Source organism: Pseudoalteromonas sp. AOP7-A1-14, assembly GCF_052376275.1.
GTDB lineage: Bacteria > Pseudomonadota > Gammaproteobacteria > Enterobacterales > Alteromonadaceae > Pseudoalteromonas.
Window position 1 is genome coordinate 1 of the sequence record NZ_JBQSVO010000088.1, and the last position, 16,041, is coordinate 16,041.

General features: G+C 39.7%; 12 protein-coding genes, 7 tRNA genes, 1 pseudogene and 1 riboswitch. Of the genes and pseudogenes, 13 read left to right on the top strand and 7 right to left on the bottom strand.

Annotated features, from left to right (window positions below):
• From ACT3RM_RS13115 to ACT3RM_RS13160, 10 genes and pseudogenes are all read left to right on the top strand, one after another.
• Window positions 1-90, top strand: a pseudogene (locus tag ACT3RM_RS13115) (IS5/IS1182 family transposase); the annotation flags it as partial.
• Window positions 91-147: 57 nt separating this feature from the next.
• Window positions 148-270, top strand: a complete 123-nt coding sequence (locus ACT3RM_RS13120; RefSeq protein ID WP_441996390.1) for a hypothetical protein — start codon at window positions 148-150, stop codon at window positions 268-270.
• A 97-nt stretch (window positions 271-367) separates the two neighbouring features.
• A tRNA-Asp gene (locus ACT3RM_RS13125) sits at window positions 368-444 on the top strand.
• A 27-nt stretch (window positions 445-471) separates the two neighbouring features.
• Window positions 472-548: transfer RNA gene (locus tag ACT3RM_RS13130), tRNA-Asp, on the top strand.
• A gap of 41 nt (window positions 549-589) precedes the next feature.
• Window positions 590-666: transfer RNA gene (locus ACT3RM_RS13135), tRNA-Asp, on the top strand.
• Between the two features lie 29 nt (window positions 667-695).
• Window positions 696-772 (top strand) — tRNA-Asp (locus ACT3RM_RS13140).
• Window positions 773-810: 38 nt separating this feature from the next.
• A tRNA-Asp gene (locus tag ACT3RM_RS13145) sits at window positions 811-887 on the top strand.
• A gap of 37 nt (window positions 888-924) precedes the next feature.
• Window positions 925-1,001, top strand: a tRNA-Asp gene (locus ACT3RM_RS13150).
• A 53-nt stretch (window positions 1,002-1,054) separates the two neighbouring features.
• Window positions 1,055-1,131: transfer RNA gene (locus ACT3RM_RS13155), tRNA-Asp, on the top strand.
• 509 nt (window positions 1,132-1,640) lie between these two features.
• Window positions 1,641-1,904, top strand: a complete 264-nt coding sequence (locus ACT3RM_RS13160) for a YkgJ family cysteine cluster protein (RefSeq protein ID WP_441995093.1) — start codon at window positions 1,641-1,643, stop codon at window positions 1,902-1,904.
• A 59-nt stretch (window positions 1,905-1,963) separates the two neighbouring features.
• Here the strand turns inward: ACT3RM_RS13160 and ACT3RM_RS13165 are convergent, their stop codons facing one another.
• The gene (locus tag ACT3RM_RS13165) at window positions 1,964-3,832 is read right to left on the bottom strand and encodes a TonB-dependent receptor plug domain-containing protein (RefSeq protein ID WP_441995095.1); all 1,869 of its coding nucleotides are present in this window, start codon (window positions 3,830-3,832) and stop codon (window positions 1,964-1,966) included.
• Between the two features lie 344 nt (window positions 3,833-4,176).
• Here ACT3RM_RS13165 and ACT3RM_RS13170 point away from each other — a divergent pair, with 344 nt between their 5' ends.
• Window positions 4,177-4,686, top strand: coding sequence for a peptide-methionine (S)-S-oxide reductase (locus ACT3RM_RS13170; protein WP_441834920.1), 510 nt, complete (start codon window positions 4,177-4,179; stop codon window positions 4,684-4,686).
• Window positions 4,687-4,830: 144 nt separating this feature from the next.
• Here ACT3RM_RS13170 and ACT3RM_RS13175 read toward each other — a convergent pair whose 3' ends face one another.
• From ACT3RM_RS13175 to ACT3RM_RS13190, 4 genes are all read right to left on the bottom strand, one after another.
• The gene (locus ACT3RM_RS13175; RefSeq protein ID WP_441834919.1) at window positions 4,831-5,376 is read right to left on the bottom strand and encodes a DUF4136 domain-containing protein; all 546 of its coding nucleotides are present in this window, start codon (window positions 5,374-5,376) and stop codon (window positions 4,831-4,833) included.
• Window positions 5,377-5,559: 183 nt separating this feature from the next.
• A complete protein-coding gene (locus ACT3RM_RS13180; protein ID WP_441995097.1) occupies window positions 5,560-8,355 on the bottom strand; it encodes an ATPase in 2,796 nt (931 codons plus the stop codon).
• Complete coding sequence (locus tag ACT3RM_RS13185; RefSeq protein WP_441995099.1) at window positions 8,355-8,900, bottom strand: condensin complex protein MksE; 546 nt, start codon at window positions 8,898-8,900, stop codon at window positions 8,355-8,357. Before ACT3RM_RS13185 ends, ACT3RM_RS13180 begins: the two co-directional genes overlap by 1 nt.
• Window positions 8,901-8,905: 5 nt before the next feature.
• Window positions 8,906-10,201 carry a hypothetical protein gene (locus tag ACT3RM_RS13190; protein ID WP_441995101.1) on the bottom strand — a complete coding sequence of 432 codons (1,296 nt, stop codon included), beginning with the start codon at window positions 10,199-10,201 and terminating at the stop codon, window positions 8,906-8,908.
• Window positions 10,202-11,047: 846 nt separating this feature from the next.
• A riboswitch (Lysine riboswitch) is annotated at window positions 11,048-11,220 on the top strand.
• Window positions 11,221-11,297: 77 nt separating this feature from the next.
• Here ACT3RM_RS13190 and lysC point away from each other — a divergent pair.
• Entirely contained in the window at window positions 11,298-12,701 is a 1,404-nt protein-coding gene (gene lysC, locus ACT3RM_RS13195) for a lysine-sensitive aspartokinase 3 (protein WP_441834915.1), read from the top strand.
• A 113-nt stretch (window positions 12,702-12,814) separates the two neighbouring features.
• Here lysC and ACT3RM_RS13200 read toward each other — a convergent pair whose 3' ends face one another.
• Entirely contained in the window at window positions 12,815-13,549 is a 735-nt protein-coding gene (locus ACT3RM_RS13200) for a 4'-phosphopantetheinyl transferase family protein (protein WP_441834914.1), read from the bottom strand.
• Window positions 13,550-13,679: 130 nt separating this feature from the next.
• Between ACT3RM_RS13200 and ACT3RM_RS13205 the strand changes: the two genes are divergently transcribed.
• Window positions 13,680-15,002, top strand: a complete 1,323-nt coding sequence (locus tag ACT3RM_RS13205; protein ID WP_441834913.1) for a sodium-dependent transporter — start codon at window positions 13,680-13,682, stop codon at window positions 15,000-15,002.
• Window positions 15,003-15,283: 281 nt separating this feature from the next.
• Here ACT3RM_RS13205 and ACT3RM_RS13210 read toward each other — a convergent pair whose 3' ends face one another.
• A complete protein-coding gene (locus ACT3RM_RS13210; RefSeq protein ID WP_441834912.1) occupies window positions 15,284-15,808 on the bottom strand; it encodes a TetR/AcrR family transcriptional regulator in 525 nt (174 codons plus the stop codon).
• Between the last annotated feature and the right edge of the window lie 233 nt (window positions 15,809-16,041).

Sequence of the window (16,041 nt, forward strand, 5' to 3'; positions counted from 1 at the left end):
ACCACGCGGTATGAAAAGCTTGAACGAAATTATCATTCAATGCTCGCTTTAGCATTTACTATGATGTGGCTACCAATGTGGGCTGATTGATATATGTACTACAAAGATCAACAGCCCCTAGTAATACCAAAAATCAAATTGCCCTTCATGGCTAAAAAACAAGCGAATAGTAACGACGCTGAGAATTCTAAAAAAAATGAAGTTAGTAAAAAAGGTTCAAAAAATGACAGATTAGGTGAAATTTTAAACCTTTCGATGTCAGATGACTAAAAAACCTATAAAAAAACGAAAAAGCCCTTGACGAAATAGGGGCTGGTTCGTATTATTCACGCCGCTGTTAGGGGAGACTCTTTCAGTACGAAAATGTGGAGTGGTAGTTCAGTTGGTTAGAATACCGGCCTGTCACGCCGGGGGTCGCGGGTTCGAGTCCCGTCCACTCCGCCAATTTTCGACAATTTGTAAGTAAAAGCTGGAGTGGTAGTTCAGTTGGTTAGAATACCGGCCTGTCACGCCGGGGGTCGCGGGTTCGAGTCCCGTCCACTCCGCCAACACTTACACAACGTTTGGTTGTAAAACATATTCTTATTATGGAGTGGTAGTTCAGTTGGTTAGAATACCGGCCTGTCACGCCGGGGGTCGCGGGTTCGAGTCCCGTCCACTCCGCCAATAAGAAAATAACAGATTAAATATATGCTGGAGTGGTAGTTCAGTTGGTTAGAATACCGGCCTGTCACGCCGGGGGTCGCGGGTTCGAGTCCCGTCCACTCCGCCAATTATTTAAACCCTGTTATATTACAAAATTTGTATGCTGGAGTGGTAGTTCAGTTGGTTAGAATACCGGCCTGTCACGCCGGGGGTCGCGGGTTCGAGTCCCGTCCACTCCGCCAACAAATTAAGTAATAACAAGTAATGTGATATCTCTGCGGAGTGGTAGTTCAGTTGGTTAGAATACCGGCCTGTCACGCCGGGGGTCGCGGGTTCGAGTCCCGTCCACTCCGCCATTTGATATCAGTAAAAAATTAGTAAGTGCATTACCCCATGCACATGCCACTGCGGAGTGGTAGTTCAGTTGGTTAGAATACCGGCCTGTCACGCCGGGGGTCGCGGGTTCGAGTCCCGTCCACTCCGCCACTTGTTATTTCCTCAATAGCAAGCTTAAAAATCCTTTATTAAATATATAAACACATTTTGACTATCGGTTAATGATTTTAGGTTGCAACACATAATCTCATTTTATAGCAGCGATTTTATATCGTAATAGATCGTTGCACTTTCGAAGGCTAGATAAGCCCTAATGTGAAGGTCAGCCCAGTGCATGCGGTGAATAGTTACGTTTAAGTCTCTCCTTTAGTAAATTACAAAAGCATGTTGGTCATACCGAGCAGAGCACTAAAGTTAATTGGGTAGAATGAATGCGAAGGTAGGCAGCGGCAATATCATTGTGTATGATCCTCATGGCAGTAAAGTTTGCTTCAAGGGCGGCGCAGATAACGGTAACTAGCATGGTAATAGGTAAAGTAATTTTTTAGCCATGAGATTCTTTCAAGTGAAAGACGTGGTGATAAGTTAAGTCGGTATAAATGTGTGAAAAAGCATTACATGTCATAATTTTAGAGTGTGTAAATGTTTAAGGGGGCGTTATGAACATTCAATCAATGACATGCAGATTAGGCTGCGGTGCGTGTTGTATTGCACCGAGTATTAGTTCGCCTATACCTGGTATGCCTCAGGGTAAAAAAGCGGGTGAGCGTTGTATTCAGCTAGATGACAATAACTTATGTAAATTATTTGGCGATGAGTCACGTCCTAAAGTGTGCAGTGATTTTAGTGCAACCATCGATGTATGTGGCAGCAATGATGAACAAGCCTTGTTTTTGATTACTGAACTTGAGCAAATGACCTAACAACTTTCATAAATTATAAAGCCTCTATTATAAAGGCTTTATGTGGTTTGGATGTTGTTTTACCAGTTATAGGTTGCGCTTAGCGTATATTGATCATCGCGTCCAGGTGTGCCCGGTATTTCTTCAAACGACTCTCCCCACAGGTTATCTGCCGCTAAAGTGATAAATAAATTATCAAACTGTGGTGGAGTTATTTTTAACGTAAGGTGTGTAAATAACGCTTCGTCATTACCATTTCGTAGGCGGTTTTCGTGTTGCTTACGCCATTCGTTATCAACACGAAACGTTAACATATCTGCAGGTTGCCAAATGACGCCGAGTGTTATCCGGTGATCAGGAAAATTTAATGCATAAAAGCTGGCATCAATATCCGCGGCACCATAATTTTCTGATTTATTTAAAAAAGTATAACTGGCAATAATTTCAGTGGTATCAAAATGCTTAGTAGCTAAAAACTCAATACCTGAGGTATTTATATCGACCGGATTGGCAGCGCGGGCAAATACTGAGTCATAACTATACGTCCAATCAGTTAGATTATCGTCTTGGCGATAAAAAATAGCTGAATCAAGACGCCAGCTTTGCTCTTCAAGTAATAAACCAAGCTCTAGATTTTGGGTGGTTTCACGCTCAAGTGCGTAGTTACTTCTAAATAAACCGCTAGAATCACTGCCCCCAATGGCTGTGTAACCAGGGACTTGGCTTGCCTGTGCATACGATAAATAAAGTGTGCGCTCAGTGCCGTCAGTGTTTACGGTATTCCATGAAGCATTCCCTAGTAGTGATAGTTGTGAGTCATCTCTATTGGTGTCGTCAAATGCTACACCTAAACGCATAGTAAGCAATTGGTTATCTTGTAGTGCCATTTGGTATTCAGGCAGTACGCTTATTTTATAATAATTACGTGAGGTAAAGTTATTCTCAAGTGTGGTAGATTCAATCGAGTCACTAATAAACTGCGCCGAATAATTTATCGCGAATGACTCACTTTGCCCATGACGCCCTGAAAATGCGAGTGATTTAACCTCAGTTTCATGAAAAGCAGCAAATCCAGAAGGATTTTCACGGGAGTAAATATAATGGTCGTTATTTTTTCGGTAATAGGCTGATGCTTCAAAAGAGCTGTCATTTGCATAGTCTTGTTTATGGTTAAGCATCAATAATTGGGTTTCAAGATCTTCAGTTTCATTCACACCAAAGGGTGTGTATAAATTAGGCCAACCAAAAAACTTCTTTTGAGATCCATAAAAGAAATCAGTTTGTGATTGTGAACCCGTTAATTGAATACGCCCAGATGCGCGGGTAAAATCATGATCGCCGTTTTCAACGGTGCCATCGCTTTGTGAGTGAGAATATTCCCCTTCAAAACCTAGTTGCCAATCTTGCGTGCCTTCAAGTGGCATACTAAAGCCTGCATTGACGCTTTGTAAATTAAAGTCATTGGTGCCTGTACCAAGCGATACACTGCCACCAGTATTGATTGGTGTCCAGCCAAAAGAGACAGTACCCACTGAGCTATTCATACCGTATAGTGCATTATCTACACCTGTGTATATAGCTGGGCTGCTTAACATTTGTGGGGCAATGGGGATTTCGGCAAAGTAATGCCCAGATTGTGGATCAAATAAAGTCGCACTGCCGACTCGAAAGCCGGTATTTTCAAATATGCCACCGCGAATAGTTACATCAGCTTGTGCTTCAGCCATATTACGCGACTGCAAATCAACCCGGGGATCGTATTCTAAATTAGACACTGGCGCATCAAATGTGCCTACGGGTTCTTTATTGGCGGTTGGTGATGCCTCGATAGTGATTTGCTCAATTTCAGTTGCGGCGTTAGTTATGGTGTTAGTTTCGTTTGTAGCATAGGTAAAGGGTGTAACGCTGCAAAGTAATACAGGAATTATAAAGTGCGGAGCACGATTCATGTTATTTTCTCATTATTTTTGTGTGCAATTGTGATAATAACTAAGTTCTAAACAGCCGTTTTATACCGTGATAAAATGGCTAAACTAATCAGTTGTGATTTTGGGCGCTATTGTACATTAAAAATTGCATTTGATAATCATCTGTAAAGTGGCAGAATTTGAATTTTCCGTAATTTAATTTATTTTTAGCGTGCAGCTTCTTAGAGCTATCGCTGGTAAAAAATAATATCACTATAAAGAAGAAGAGGGTGCAAAGAAATAAAACTACAATGGTTATGGCATGTTTTTTAGTTTTTTAGACGTTTCTAAAAGTGGAGTATTAACTTTATTTGGATCATTAATAAATGAATGCACAAAAAGATCAAAATCAGAACGTACACCAAGAAAGCATTTACTTTGCAGGCGGCTGCTTGTGGGGTGTGCAGGAGTTTATGAAACATTTACCCGGTGTGCTCTCTACTGAGGCTGGGCGTGCCAATGGTGCCAGCCATACTACAAAAAGTGATTACGATGGCTACGCCGAATGCGTAAGCGTGGTATTTGATACAACTAAAGTAACGCTCAATATGCTTATTGGTTATTTTTTTGAGATTATCGACCCTTACAGTATTAATAAGCAGGGCGAAGATGTAGGTCTTAAGTATCGTACGGCTATTTACAGTAAACAGCAAAGCCATTTAAAAATTGCCCGTGATTATATAAACAAGCGAGATGATGCGGATAAAATAGTGGTTGAAGTATTACCATTGACTAACTTTGTAAAAAGCGAGGACGAACATCAACAAAGGTTAACTCGTTTTCCTGATGACTACTGCCATATACCTAAAGCGTTACTTCATAAATACAAGGCATAAGTACAAAGCTGAATGAATTTGTTTATTTACTTTTTATTTAGGTGGGCTGTCAGTGCACCTTTATTAGGTATAGTTTCCATAAAGAGCACTTATATTAGACAAAAAAAGCTCACTAAAAAGTGAGCTTTTTAATCTTTTTAAATTTTATTTTACTTTTTCTGGTGGAAAACCAGATAAAATAGTCGCTACTGCTTTACTTACCGCTTCGTTACGCTGTTCAGGAGATTGTTTCTTCTTTAGACGGCCTTCATGTGCGCCACGCCATACTAGCTGGTTCGAAGAGCGGTCAATAACATCAAGTATTAATGTACCTACATCGTATTCGCGAGTGGTTGTTTGAGTGTTATAACTCATACCCCAGTGATTCCAACGGGCACCGTAGCCTGCGTTAAAAGTATCAGCGTCAATTTTAGTATCAACTGATGCATGGTAGTTTAGTAATACATCAGCGGTGTTAGTATCAGTGAGTGTTATACCTTGCGCTTGTAATTGCGTATTAACAGCGTCACGAACACGTTGCTCCATCAATGGACTGATTTGATAGTTATCTGTATTTGCTAAGGTTGCTTGTGGAAGCCAAGCAAACGTTTTGTAATTAGTAAAATCGACAGTTCTGTCGTAATCAACATCAGGGGTTTTTGCACACGCGGCTAGCATAAGTACAGCTGCAGCAATGAGTAGGTTTTTCATAGTATTTGCTCCTTGGCAAAATATGTATAGCTATTTTTTTTATAACATAACATAACATAACATAAAAATAATTCAGCTGAATGTATTCTATCGATATTTCACAAATAATAGCAACTAAGTTTGATTGTAGTTGCTATTTACTGAATGATAAATTAACTCGGTTACATTTTTAATCAATGGTCGTTAATCAATAGAATCATTGTTTGGATGTTCAACTTCAATCCAATCTTTTTCATCTACCCAGTTTTGGGCTCCGTCCTTAACCGAACGAATCGGCACAATATAATCACAACTAATCTGCGGTTTTACTGAAGCAAAAATAGGCACAAAGCCAAAGCTAAGTGCCGTTTCGATAATTGCCTTTTGATTTTGCGGATCAATATCAGCTGCTTCATCAATATATATAGGTATACGGTAAAGGTTTTGTTCTTGATCACTTAATAAGTAGCGAATAAACAACATACCGCATAATAATTTAATGGTAATACGTGTGCCGTTAGAGCCCGCTGAGTCAATTTTCTCAAAGTGTTCGGTTTCACCTGCCCGATTAACTATTTCAAAACGAATATCAAATAAGTCGGTAAGGGTTAATCCCGCTTTATCTGAAGCGAGCTTAATTAAATGATCTTTCGCTTCATTTACCGCGCTTTCGCTAGTTGGCTCTTGGCTAAGTAAGTCGAGAGTATCACCTTGCTCAAATTGGTTTGAGGTACTGATAATGGTGTCAATACTATCAACTAACATTTTTCGCGGTATAACGTTAATTTTAAATGCTTGTAAGTTTGATATTCGGTGCTGACTAATACCTTTATTAAAGCTGTTCATTTCACGGCGCAGGCGATCTAAGTCTTCGCGCAAGCCTTTAATTGTTGCTGCTACTTCGGTTAATGCAACACGAGCTTGGCGCTCAACGGCATCGCGTTCGTTATCAATATTATGAAAAGCACTAATTAACTTTTGATATTTAATGAACTCGTCGTTTTCGTTATCAAACTTAGTAATGCCGGCATTATAAATATGCAAATATGTATTACGTACATTAATATCAAAATTGCGTAGCTCTTGGCAGTCTTTATTAAAGTGATGTACTAAATCACTTAAGTTATCAAAGTCGATTTGCACGTCAATCATGTAAGGCGTTACTTTTCCGCTGTATAAATCAAGCGTATGATCAATACGTTCAGACTTAACTTGTTGTAAACGCTCACTTTGGCGTGATATAAATTCTTTCTTCGACTTGATAATTGAGCGTCTATCAGCAATCGAGCCGCTGTTTTTTTGAATATCCTGTAAGTAGTCGTCAACTTGTTCGCGCTCAGCGAGTAATTGTTCCTTTAGCATGGCTTGAGCGTCAATTGATTGCAGCATAATCTCAAACTGCTCAAAGCGTTTAAGTGCGCTCTCAGCACTCATTAGCTCTTCGTAAAGTGACTCTTTTTCATTTTGCTTGTCCGCTACATTAGCTGCAACCTCACGCTGTTGTTTAAATTCTTTTAGAGAATTTTCAAGAGCATTTAATTGGGCGGTTAATTGCTCTTTGTTTTCGCCACTTTGCATTTGCACGGTTGAGAGCTTTTTTAGCTTAATAGTTGCACCGGGCAGGGTAAGTACGCTGCCTTTCACGCTATCTGATAACTGTTGCAAAAATGCACCAAAAGCATCTTCGTCAGTAATATCAATATCGCCACTGCTGGTGGTAGCAAAGGAAAGGATGTCGGGGTTTAAAATGCGTGAAATCTCTTCGACTTCTTTTAACGATAAATCCTCACGCATACGAGTAAACAAATTAAACTCAAGGTTCTTAAGCTGGAGCTTTAAGCTTTTTATTTGTTTTTGCGTTTCACTTATACGGTAATCAAGGGTGTGTAAGCTTTGCCCTTGTGCGCTATTAATTGAGTGCGAAAGTGACTCGTAACCTTGCCTTAATTGGTTAATACTAGTTTTTAGCGTAGCCATATTCACCAATTCAAACTCAGATTTTAAGGCATTAAAGTCTAGAAACCATTGCTCTATTTGAGTTTGTTTACGTTCAATATCACGCGATTGCTGTACGTAAAGCTGCTGTTTTTGTTCAAACTCATGTTTTTCGTGATCGATGTCTTCAAGGGCAATGTTAAGTTCGCTTAACTGTGCTTCTTGATAGGTATCAAAATCAATTAAGGCTTGGTCTATTTTTGGCGCATAAGCTGCCAGCTTACCTTTAAGAACCGTTTGGTTTTCAAGCATCGATTCAAGCGCAGAAATGGGATCTTGCATTGACTCAAGCGCTCTTAATTCCCGTTTAGATCGGTTTACTTTATCAAACGAGCGGCGCCAGACTTCATAAAAGTCAACTTTGGAGTTGGACATGTGTCGCTCAAACACTCTTAGCATAAAGCGTTTAACATCGCTTGCGCCCAATTTATGCAAGTTTAATATGCGGCGAAATATCTCTTTGTATATAGCTGAGTCTTGCACATTATTAAGCGGGATCATTTTTAAATTTATATCACCATCATACGCAGTAGCACCGCCCATTAATAATGCATTTAATTCTTGGGCTTTAAGTTCGATAGGGTTAAAACCTTGCTCTTTTAAGTGACTAAAAAGCTTGGTGAACTTAATAATGGTTTTGCCCTGGGTATACTGTTCAAGATTTAGCTTGCCTTGATAGCAAAAAAATTGATGTGCGTAACCGGCAATTTTACCAAGGCCTGCAACGCCTATAACTACAGGGCCTTGTGGCAGGTCAGCTTCGAGTAAAATGTATGATTGGTCAGACGAAAAGTAAAACTTACGGGTTTCGTCTAAATCGTGGCCGTCCCATTCAGTAAGGCGTAAATCATTTATAAGTGGGAATTGTAGGGCATTTATTACCGAACTTTTACCGGTGTTATTAGGCGCACAAATAGAACTACTTTTATCCAGCGGAATAATGCATTTGGCATAGCCTGCGGTGTTCAAAAGTGCCAGTTTGCTGAGGCCGTAAAGGTTTTGCATTATTCGTCCTCTCCTAGGTAGGTTTCTTCGCTTACTTCCATTAATGCATCTATATAACGATAAACAGGGGGTTGTAACATAAAGCCGGCTTCTACTTCACGACAAAGACCTAAGCGGATCATGCGTAGGTATACATCTTTTCGTAGATCAGAGCCTGAAAATATCTCTAGTTGATCAAACAGGTGCTTGTTTTGTTGCACTAAAGTTTGCATTAGCTCCAAATCGTTCACTTCATCAAACAATGCGCGCAGCGGGTCTTTACCTGTATTGGCATAATGCTCAATTAGAATATAAATCGTTAAGGCTATCGCGCGGGAAATTTTCCCCATGTTTGGTGTACTTTCGTCGCTAGCTAAGTAATAAAAACCGCGGCTATCGTGTTGTAATTCGTGGCCAAGAGCGGTAAAAAGTACGCTATATTGTTCAATGTATTGGTCAAGTTCTTGCCACATTACGGTATCTTGCTCACTAATGTGATAACCCGTCACAAGCTTTTTATTAATTGCTTGTAGGTGGCTTAGTTCATTTAAATTAATTTGGGTCATAGTAATTACTCACACCCTGTTTGAGATTGTTTTGCGTCAATAGGTTTTGTATTGAAAGGCTCTGTATTAAATGGGAATAGCGAAAAGTGTTGACCGGCAATTTTAACTCGCATTTTTTCATCGCTTTGGCTTATTTCAATGTCAGTATCACTGACTAACTTTTGATATAAAAACAGCATTTCGTCGGCTTCAAGATCAGGATAACTATCACCTAAAAAGGTCAATAGCGGCTGTGGCTTTTTACGGTTTGTATTAAAGCGCTTTTTAAAATTGGCTTTCACATTATTATAATCTGGAATGTTAGGAGCTACGTAGGCTGGCACATCGTGTTGGTCAGGTAGTTCGTATTCACTGTGCTCAAACTCAACCAGCCCGGCCATGTAAGCGATAATATGGCGCTGCTGGCCTAATGAAAAGCGCTGCGCGTCAGATACAAAATGAGGTTGCACGGTACTTAGCATATTATCTACACCATTTTTACGCACTAAACCAAGCACTTTAGCGGCTTGGCGGGTGATTAAGTTATTACGACGTAGTTCTTCACGCAGTGGCATCAGCATATCCGCACTTTTGCGTAGGCTTTCACGGCCGATTAAATGCATTTCTAAAATACGAGTACGTAGTTGCTCAAGCATACGCTTGTCTTGGTATGCCTTACCAGAGCGTTCAATGTGCGCTATTTGGGCACTTATTTGTGCTTCAATGGTTGTTAAGCAAGCATGAAAGTCACCACGAATATCAACCATTTCAAGCATTGGTTCGATGTATTCATCAAATGCTTCAATCACCGCTTTATAACGTTTTTGTAGCGATTGTACCGCGTTATTGGCTTTAGCTTGTTCTACTATATTTAAGATTGCATTTTCATTGTGCGTAAATAACTTCATTATTTTTCGCACACGATCATCCATAATGCGGCTAAAACGGCGTAATTCGTCAAAATCGTCAATTTCACCGGCATTAGCTAGGCGGTTACCAAGGCGTGATAAGTCATCAACTAGTACGCTAATTTCTTGGGCTAGGCCTAAATGCTCTTCTTGCAATAAAAAAGTGGCAAAGTCGGCGATTGCTCGGTTAATTTCAAGCTGTGACGATTTCGCCAAGGGAATTATTATATCTTGGCTTAATAGCCGGTTTGTTTCTTTGTAAATACGCTCATTTGACCATGATGGTTGCTTTTGTCTTATGGCATTTTGTACGTCTTTTAAACTGAAATCAGCCATCTTAAAACGTTTAAATAACAGTTCTAACATGCCCCAATGCTCAGTAATGGTATTTAGTAACTTTTTAGCTGGGATCATAAGCTCCAAAATCCTAGTTTTTGCTTTAACAGCGATTAGTCGCAGAGTTGTAAATCAGCAATAGTTTTACACAGCCTTTGATACTAGAGTGCTCGTCGTGTCGCTGTTTGCACTTAATATGCAATTTTATACTTCTATAAAGGTTATTCAAACACCACGGTAACTGCAATTATTTTAACCTTGATAATGCTTGCATTCGTGCTCATCGCTATAGAGGGTATTATCCATGTAAACAAGGGCGAAACTACCTTTTCTTTGGCAGTTAATGCTGAATTATCTTATTTATCTCGGAGCTTAATGGGCAAAGGCCCGAAAAAATACAACATTAACTCGGCCACTATATTTAGAGATTGCCGCACTCTAGCTGTTTTTAATAGCTGCAATGAGCGCTGTTGTTTATTTAAACTCGTAAGGTTTTATCCAAAATACAGTGAATAGAATAATGCCAAGCGCGATTAGCAAACGCAAGCTGATGTTTTTGGTTGGTGTTTTTTCGTTCTTATTTTCATCGTTTTCTGAGCATATTACTGCCGTGTTTATATCTCTTGTGGTGTTATTGCTTTCGAGCACTAAAACGACCTTAATATTAAGTGTGTCTTATTATTGACTATGCAGCCGGTATTGTTGCGATAAGTAAAGTAAATACACTGACTTTTATGAGTTTTACCTATGTCAGTGTATTTATTAATTGCTTATAAGTTAGGTTATAGGGCTCTTATATTGCAGATAGTTTGGGTATAATAACTTTAAAACAACTTGACAGCTAGACGTCTAAACGATAAATTCCAAACCCCGCTTCTATAGCGGGCTTTGTTATTTTAGGCGTTTACTTAAACGGTTAATATAACATTCAGAAGAGGTGCGATACTTAGGTACTTAATGTGAGGCGACGTAAGCCTGTGACCATTAACGAGGGAAGTACTCGCCGAGAAAAACAACTGAGCGTCGCGGTGGTTTTTCGGTTTATGGGGCTGAATCCTCAAAACTGTCACCAAATTAGGTGGAGAGCTTCTGGCAGTGGACTTTTCTTATCAAGCACCCCCTTGCCAAGTTCTTCTTGTATTATCGTGGTATGAATGCCACAAAAGGAGACGACATGAATACCCAAGTAGCTACAAATAACGCACAGCAGCCTACTCATATAGTAAAGTCAGACTATGTGGTCGCTAAATTTGGTGGCACCAGCGTAGCTAATTTTGATGCGATGAGTCGTTGTAGTGAGATTATTGTAGCCGATAGCAAAGTGCGTGTAGTGGCAGTGAGTGCCAGTGCCGGTGTGACTAATCATTTAGTAGCGCTATGCAATAAAGATTTATCAACAGATGAGCGGTGCAGTAATATTGCAGGCGTGCTGGCTATTCAAGAGTCTATTTTAAGTGAGCTATCACTGGATGCCGATTTAGCCCATGGCTATGACGAAACCATTAAAGCGTTTCAAGTACTTGCCGGTGAGCCTTTAAAAACAAAACAATCACACGATGAGCTATTAAGCTTTGGCGAACGGTTGTCGTCGTATTTATTTACCCAAGTACTGCGTTTAAATGGCTTAAATGCACGACGTTTTGATGTACGAAAAGTATTAAAAACCGATAGTCAGTTTTCCAAAGCGACACCAGATGTTGCTGCAACAGCCGCAGCGGCAAAAGAGTATTTAATACCGCTATTAGAAGAGCAGGTGGTTGTTACACAGGGATTTATTGGCTCTGATGAGGATGGTAAAACAACCACGCTTGGTCGCGGTGGCTCTGATTACAGCGCTGCATTACTCGCTGAAGCCGTAAATGCTAAAAGCGTACATATTTGGACAGACGTAGTGGGTATATTTAGTACTGATCCGCGTTTATGTGTAAACGCTACGCCTATTCCACGGCTAAGTTTTGACGAAGCCGCTGAAATGGCAACCTTTGGCGCAAAAGTATTGCATCCTGCGACTATTTTACCAGCAAGTAGAAGCCATATTGGTGTATTTGTTGGCTCAAGCCGCGAACCGCAGTTAGGCGGCACCTGGATTGAAAAAGAGAAATCTAACATACCGGGTATTCGCGCTGTTACCCAGCGTAAAAACCAAATATTACTAACTCTTAAAAGCCCTGAAATGTTATTAGCCAGTGGCTTTTTAGCGCGAGTATTTACAATTTTAAGCGAGTTTAGTATTTCGGTTGATTTAGTTACTACCTCCGAGATAAGTGTAGCCATTACACTTGATAACGCGCCTAATGCCTCGCGCCCAGAACTTGATCAGGACTGCTTAGATAAATTGGCCAAGTTTTGTCATGTATCGGTTGAAAACAACTTAACGCTGGTGGCCTTGATTGGTTCTGAAATTCAACTTCGCCAACATGAAATTAATTTAATGCAGGTATTAAGTGATTTTAATATTCGCTTAATATGCCATGGTGCGAGTAAGCACAACTTATGCTTTTTAGTTGAGCAAGGTGAATCAGATCTTGTTGTTCAAGCAATCCACCGCCGGTTATTAGAAGTTGAAACCGCCGCGTAATTAGCTTACATGTAGGTGCCTGGCTGTAAGTATTGAACCTTAAGCGCTGATTTATTCAGCGCTTACTAGGCTCTAACTAGTACAAAATACTCTTTTTCACCACATGACATTACTTAGTTTGGGGTTAATAAAGTATTAATGTCTTCAATATAATAGCACTGCCAGTTAGTACTTTTGCTGACTACGCTAATATCAAAATTGTTATATCTAGCGCTCACAGCCGTTAAACTCGCCTTTTGAAGTTCATCAAATATATTTGGGCTGAGTAGTTTAGCGATGGGCTGGCTGGTGGCTTTCGCTAAGGCTTCCTTCAAAGTCCAAATTCTAAAAAAACGTTCAGCTGAATGTTGCTTATTTGCAGTTATTAAATTGACTTCATCTGCATGATAAAAATGCTTTGCGAGCTTTTCAAAAGGGCGTTTTAAAGTTATTTTTTCTATATCAAACCCAAACGCAATGCGCTCAGGGTTTAACGCTGCACCTACAAAACCATTAGAGTGAGATAAACAGCTGCTAAACACGGTTTCACTACCCATAATATGTATAAGTAATTTACTGCTTTTTTCGTCAAATTCAGAGCTAATATGATTGGCTGGGGTATTTTTAAATTCAGTTGCGTGTTGTTTAACTAAATATTTTAGAAGTAACCGAGTGGCTAAATATTCTTGCTTAGCTTTAATGCTTCTACGGCGGTTGATCACGCTTAGTTCAAATTCACTTAATAGGATAGGTAAATCAAATTGACTAATATTAAGAGAGCGGGCATCCAATAATAAAATATAATTTTGCGTGTTTATTTGCTCAAATGGAGCGATCGTAAGTTGTTTTGTAAAAAAAGACGATGGCATAAAAGCTCGATTGGTTACTTTTAAATCAGTTGATTTACTTCCCGTACAGCACAGCGCAAATAGTTTACTGGTTGGGTGCTAAATATGGTTTAATTCACATCAGTGAGAAATAATAACAGATAGTAGATGTATGGCACAATTGCGCGATGGTTTCCAAAGCCGCCTTGGCTTTGTTTTAGCAGCTTCAGGTGCTGCGGTAGGGTTAGGTAATATTTGGGGCTTTCCCACGCAAGCGGCGAATCATGGTGGCGGTGCGTTTTTACTGGTTTATTTCATCGTAATATTTTTATTGGCTGTTCCAGCTTTATACACTGAGCTGTATTTGGGTCACCAAGCACAAGCCAATCCCGTAAAGGCGCTTAAAAACGCGTGGCAAGATCAAGCGCCCAAAGTAGGTGCGGCGGCAGGCTATTTTGGTCTTGGTGGTGCTATCGTGATGTTAAGCTTTTATTCCATTGTAGCAGGATGGATGCTTGCTTATGCACTTGAACCAATTACCACATTTTTTGGCTTTACAAACATTAGTCACTTTTTACAAACTGACTCTATGGCGCGTAACTTTGTATTTACGCCGCTGATGCTTATTTTAACTGCCAGCATTATCTTAAAAGGGGTTAAGTCAGGAATTGAAGCCTGGTCGCGCCGACTTATGCCCTTGCTACTGGTTTTATTGGTGGGCCTTATTGCTTACATAGCAACTCTAGAAGGTGCCAATGAAGGGTTTGCCGCCTATTTAGTGCCGGATTTTAGTCAAGTATTCGATCCAAATTTAATAATAGCCGCCATGGGACAGGCATTCTTTTCATTGTCGCTCGGTGTAGGTTGTATGATGATTTATGGCTCATATTTACGGCCTGACGCTAATTTGCCGCGTTTAACGGCATCCGTAGCATTACTTGACACCGGTGTGGCCTTTTTAGCTGGGTTGTTAATTATTCCTGCTATTTATGTGGCGCAACACAATGGCGTGCAAGTATTTAGTGATGGTAAGTTGATTGGCGAAGGTCAGCTTATTTTTGCTATTTTACCAGAGCTATTTAATACCATGGGTGAAATTGGTTTAGTGGTAGGTTTATTGTTTTTTGTATTGATGTCGATAGCATCACTGACTTCAACTATTTCATCAACTGAAATTCCGGTTGCGTTTTTAGTTGAAAATCATCACGTAGAACGTAAAACAGCGACCTTTATGGTAAGCCTCACTGTACTATCAGCCTCTTCATTAATCATTTTTAATTTTGATTGGTTATTTGGCTTAGTAATCATGGTGCTTACTCAGTATCAACTACCATTAATGGGCTTATTTTACTTTATTACGGTAGGGTGGTTATGGCGCCGTGGTAATCAATTACACGAAGCTGCAAGTGGAGTACGGTATTGGTTTGCACAATACATTCGTTTTGTATGCCCAATATTAATGACGGCTGTGTTTGCCAATGTCGCATTTGGGTAATAACTTAGTCTTCATGCGAACTTGTTCATAAATGAACATAGAACGCATGAAGAAACAAAGAGCTTAAATTCTTCGCATAGCAATGGTTTTATTTAGATGTTATCAATAAGATAAATAAACTAAACGTTAATCGAGTATCAGTATTTAAAAGGCGAATACGTATTAGCTTGTTTGTCAGGTTCGCTTAATAGGACTTAACCAAATCTGATAATCAGAAGTGTGCCAATTGCAGGTGTTTTGATGTCTGAAGTCAAGATTTTATCCCATAGAGATTTTAGTTACTAAGCTGGCTGTGTGGCAAGCTCAAAGTAGCTATTATCATCAAGCGTTTTGCTAATCATCATCGCGCCTTCAAGCAGACTTACGGTATGAATAGCAGCGTGTTTAGGTTGCTGCTCACCATTGGCACGGTGCGCCTCAGTAAGCCACTCTAAATTTTGATTAAAAAAACGTTTAACTTCAAGGCGTACTTTATCCGGAAGGCTATCGCTTTCGGCCCCTAGTAAACCACATAAACACATTTTTCGGTCAGTTACTAATGCACTTCTAAAAAGCTGAGTGTACACATCAATAGGATTTTTACCATTAGCTTTAAGTTCGCTTGGCGTGCCTAACGCATTTAAAAACGCATTAGTATATTGATGAGCAAGCTCAGCGCCTAAATCAGCTTTAGTAGGGAAGTGGTAATGAACACTGGCGCTTTTAATACCTATTTCGCTTGCCAGCTCTCTAAAGCTAAAGTTACTGTAGCCACCAAGGCGTACTTTGTTTTCTGCTGCTTCTAGTAACGCTTCTTTTTTGCTCATTTTAATTATACCTTGCTTTTAGTGACGAAATTATCGACCAGTAGGTAGTTTCTTTCAAGTCATTTATTCTTAAATAAATAGCATCAGCCAATAGCCCATCAATAAAAGTTCGAATAAATAGTAAATTTTTAATTTGACATAGAATTACTTTAACTATATAAAGTACCTATCGATAGGTAGGTTTTGAAGATCCTTCGATATCCAACTAATTTAATAATAGGTGATTTATGAAA